This is a genomic window from Kitasatospora sp. NPDC057542, assembly GCF_042801945.1.
Taxonomy (GTDB): Bacteria; Actinomycetota; Actinomycetes; order Streptomycetales; family Streptomycetaceae; genus Kitasatospora.
On sequence record NZ_JBHVFE010000858.1, the window covers coordinates 1 to 1,111 of the forward strand.

Consider the following 1,111-nt stretch of genomic DNA (forward strand, 5'->3'; position numbering starts at 1 on the left):
TATTGAGCCGAAATGGCTCGGTTTCCTACATGATCGCGTAGCAGACGTGTGGGGCCTTGAAGTAGCCGCACACGATGCGGGGCTGGCGCTGCCGTCGGCGAAGGAAGCGGCGGGTCTCGTGGGCGAGGTGGTCGGCTGATGTGGTCCTGCCTGCGTTGATGTGCCGCTTCAGGTCGGCGTTCAGCAGCTCGTCCGGGTTGAGCTCGGGGCTGTAGCCGGGCATCAGGTGCAGTTCGATGCGCTCGGCGTTCGCAGCCAGCCATTGCTTGACGGCCTTGCTGCGATGGACGGGATGTCGGTCGGCGATCACATGGGCCTTCCGGCCGGCCTGGCGGGCGAGCCGATCGAGGAACGTACAGAAGACCGTGGCGTTGAACTTTCCTGGGAAGACGGTGAACCACAGCGCGCCGCGCGAGGCGACGGCGGACATGACGTTGACCTTGAACCTCTTGCCGTTCACCCGCACCACCGGTGTCTGCCCGGCCGGGGCCCAGGACCGGCCCGGCGGTGCGGTGTCCGAGCGCAGTCCGCACTGGTCGGCCCAGACCAGCTCGGCCTTCTCCGCCTTGGCCCGCGCGGCGATGGCCGGGTACTGCTCGTCCAGCCAGGCCCGCACCTGGTCGTCCTGCTGCTGATAGGAGCGGCGTGCCGGTCGCTGCGGGGTGAAGCCGTGCCGGCGCAGCCACTTGCCCACCCCCTGCTCGGTCATGGTCACCCGGGTGACGATCCTGATCAGCGCTCGGACCGAGGCGCGGGTCCACATCACGCCCGTCTGCCCGATGTCGGCCGGCGTGTAGTCGCGCATCGCCTGCAGGATCGCAGACCGCTCGGCCTTTCCGATCAACTCGCCCATCCCGGCGCGCGGTTGGCGCTTCTTGGCCAGCAGGGCATCCCTGCCGCCGACCTGGTAGGCCCGCCACCAGGTCCCGACCGACCGCTCGGAGACGCCGAACGTCTCCGCAGCCTGCTCGTACGTACGAACCTGCCCCGATGCCATCGCCGCCACCACCCGCAGGCGCAGACCCTCCTGCGCCGTAGGCGACAGCCGCCGCATGTCCCCGACCTCGATCACACCGTGTCAACGAGCAGGCAACCAAGCCGTTTCGGCTCA

1 protein-coding gene is annotated in these 1,111 nt (G+C 68.8%); it reads right to left on the reverse strand.

Going from position 1 to position 1,111, the window contains the following annotated elements; all coding sequences use genetic code 11:
• Nucleotides 1-25: 25 nt before the first annotated feature.
• On the reverse strand, nt 26-1,054 hold the full coding sequence (locus ACFU7Y_RS44125; RefSeq protein WP_380772100.1) for an IS630 family transposase: 1,029 nt from the start codon (nt 1,052-1,054) through the stop codon (nt 26-28).
• Between the last annotated feature and the right edge of the window lie 57 nt (nt 1,055-1,111).

What these genes read in the sequence shown, in the direction of transcription:
- ACFU7Y_RS44125 (WP_380772100.1), bottom strand. Translation starts at nt 1,054, where the DNA reads ATGCGGCGGCTGTCGCCTACGGCGCAGGAGGGTCTGCGCCTGCGGGTG.